The sequence below is a fragment of the Oleiphilus sp. HI0123 genome, assembly GCF_001635315.1.
Map to the genome: position 1 here is coordinate 1 of NZ_LWGE01000171.1, position 1,902 is coordinate 1,902.

At 41.0% G+C, this 1,902-nt stretch carries 3 protein-coding genes and 1 pseudogene; all 4 read left to right on the forward strand.

Going from position 1 to position 1,902, the window contains the following annotated elements; all coding sequences use genetic code 11:
• Positions 1 to 189: pseudogene (locus A3761_RS28365) on the forward strand (flavodoxin family protein); the annotation flags it as partial.
• 45 nt (positions 190 to 234) lie between these two features.
• Positions 235 to 711, forward strand: a complete 477-nt coding sequence (locus A3761_RS01530; RefSeq protein WP_068509573.1) for an FKBP-type peptidyl-prolyl cis-trans isomerase — start codon at positions 235 to 237, stop codon at positions 709 to 711.
• A gap of 70 nt (positions 712 to 781) precedes the next feature.
• Positions 782 to 1,120 (forward strand): P-II family nitrogen regulator, encoded by a 339-nt coding sequence (gene glnK, locus A3761_RS01535; protein ID WP_068509576.1) that lies wholly within the window; start codon positions 782 to 784, stop codon positions 1,118 to 1,120.
• A gap of 74 nt (positions 1,121 to 1,194) precedes the next feature.
• A partial coding sequence (locus tag A3761_RS01540) for an ABC transporter substrate-binding protein (RefSeq protein WP_068749682.1) occupies positions 1,195 to 1,902 on the forward strand: 708 nt, incomplete at its 3' end.

Here is a 1,902-nt window from a genome sequence, read left to right on the forward strand (position 1 = left end):
GCGTATATTAGANCCGGTCATGATGGCACAGGTACAATTCGTGCTCTCGAAACCATTACCACTGGCCTTAAGTGGCGATGGGTACAGGAGCCCCTTTTACTAAAAGGCGCTTACCAAAAAGAGTTTGAGAGCCATTGCTCGGAATTAGGTGGCGCAATGGCATGTGCACTTGATCAGGGAATCATTTAGAATCTATTTCATTCCAATACCGATTTAATAAAAGGCAAATCACCCGTGTTAAAAATCATTGTTGTCATACTTGTTGTTGCACTTGCAGCATTCATCGTCCACCGCACTAATCAAAACAAAAAGCTAGCCGTTGAGAATCAACAATTAGGCAGTGAGTTTCTTGCCCAAAACATGACCAAAGAAGGCGTTGTCACAACCGAGTCGGGTCTTCAATATAAGGTACTTCAAGCCGGTACGGGAGAAGCCCACCCTACTGCAAACGATAAAGTTAAAGTTCATTATCATGGCACCTTAACTGATGGCACTGTCTTTGATAGTTCCGTAGCTCGCGGACAACCTATCTCTTTTGGCTTGAATCAAGTTATCAAAGGCTGGACTGAAGGTCTGCAACTTATGGTGGTTGGCGAGAAGACCCGATTATTTATTCCGAGCGAACTTGGCTACGGAAATAGAGCTGCTGGCGCCATCCCGGCTGGCTCGGTACTAATTTTTGATGTTGAGTTGCTTGGCATCAATGAATAAACAACTATAGTGAGATATAACTACTCGTAACAGAACAATTACGAGTCTTTTTAAGATAACGGAGAATAGAATGAAGCTTGTTACTGCGATAATCAAACCTTTTAAACTTGATGATGTACGTGAAGCACTATCAGAAATCGGTGTTCAGGGTATAACAGTTACTGAAGTTAAAGGATTTGGTCGCCAGAAAGGTCATACAGAGTTGTATCGTGGCGCTGAGTACGTTGTAGACTTTCTACCAAAAGTTAAACTAGAAGTAGCGATCAGTGAAGATATGCTAGATAAAGTTATCGAAGCGATGACAAATGCAGCCAATACTGGAAAGATCGGCGACGGAAAGATATTTGTTTCATCACTTGAGCAAGTGATTCGAATCCGTACTGGCGAAACCGGTAGTGACGCTGTATAGATAAGCCTATAATGCGAGTAGTGAGCTACTCGCATTGTTTCAGCTTCAAAGCAGCTAACTAAAAGGAGGCACAAATGAAACATCCAACAAGATGGGTATTCATTCTAAGCTTTCTTCTTTCTTTACAAGCCTCTCTTAGCTATTCACAAGAAAAAACTTCGCTTACCTCTCCCGACAATAAATCTACTATCATTCTTGGCTATAAAGAAGGCAGCAAACCGCCCTATATCGGCAACAAAAATGATAATAGCGGTGCATACCGAGAACTTTTCTCTAAAGCAGCAGAGATGATAGGACTCTCACTTGAAATCGTAAGGTTACCTAAAAAACGTGTTTATCATCACCTTAAAGNAGGTGATATCGATTTCTATCCCTCGTCTGGTTTTTCAGAAAAAAGATCACAGTTTTTATATTGGCTGGACAATGGCTTTCTATCGAAACAAGCCTTAGTCTCAGACATTACAGACTTCGAAATAAAAGACTTTAAGAAGGCGAAAGGTACTTTGCTTGTCCCTTTAGGAGGTAGCTCCGCTGAATATGCCAAAGGTGCTCCTCAAGTAAGCATTCAGAAAATGGGCAAGTTGCCTATTGATAAAGCAATTCAGGCACTGAAACTAGGTAGAGGTAATTTCTACGTATATGATATAGATATCTTGGATTATTACTTAAAACGAAACCGCATTAAGCAGTTTAGTGACATTGGCCTTCGGCTTCACCCAAATGCAATTGAGAAGGAATACTCTTCGTTAAAAGCGGCCTTCTCTATTAATTCAAAACACTTT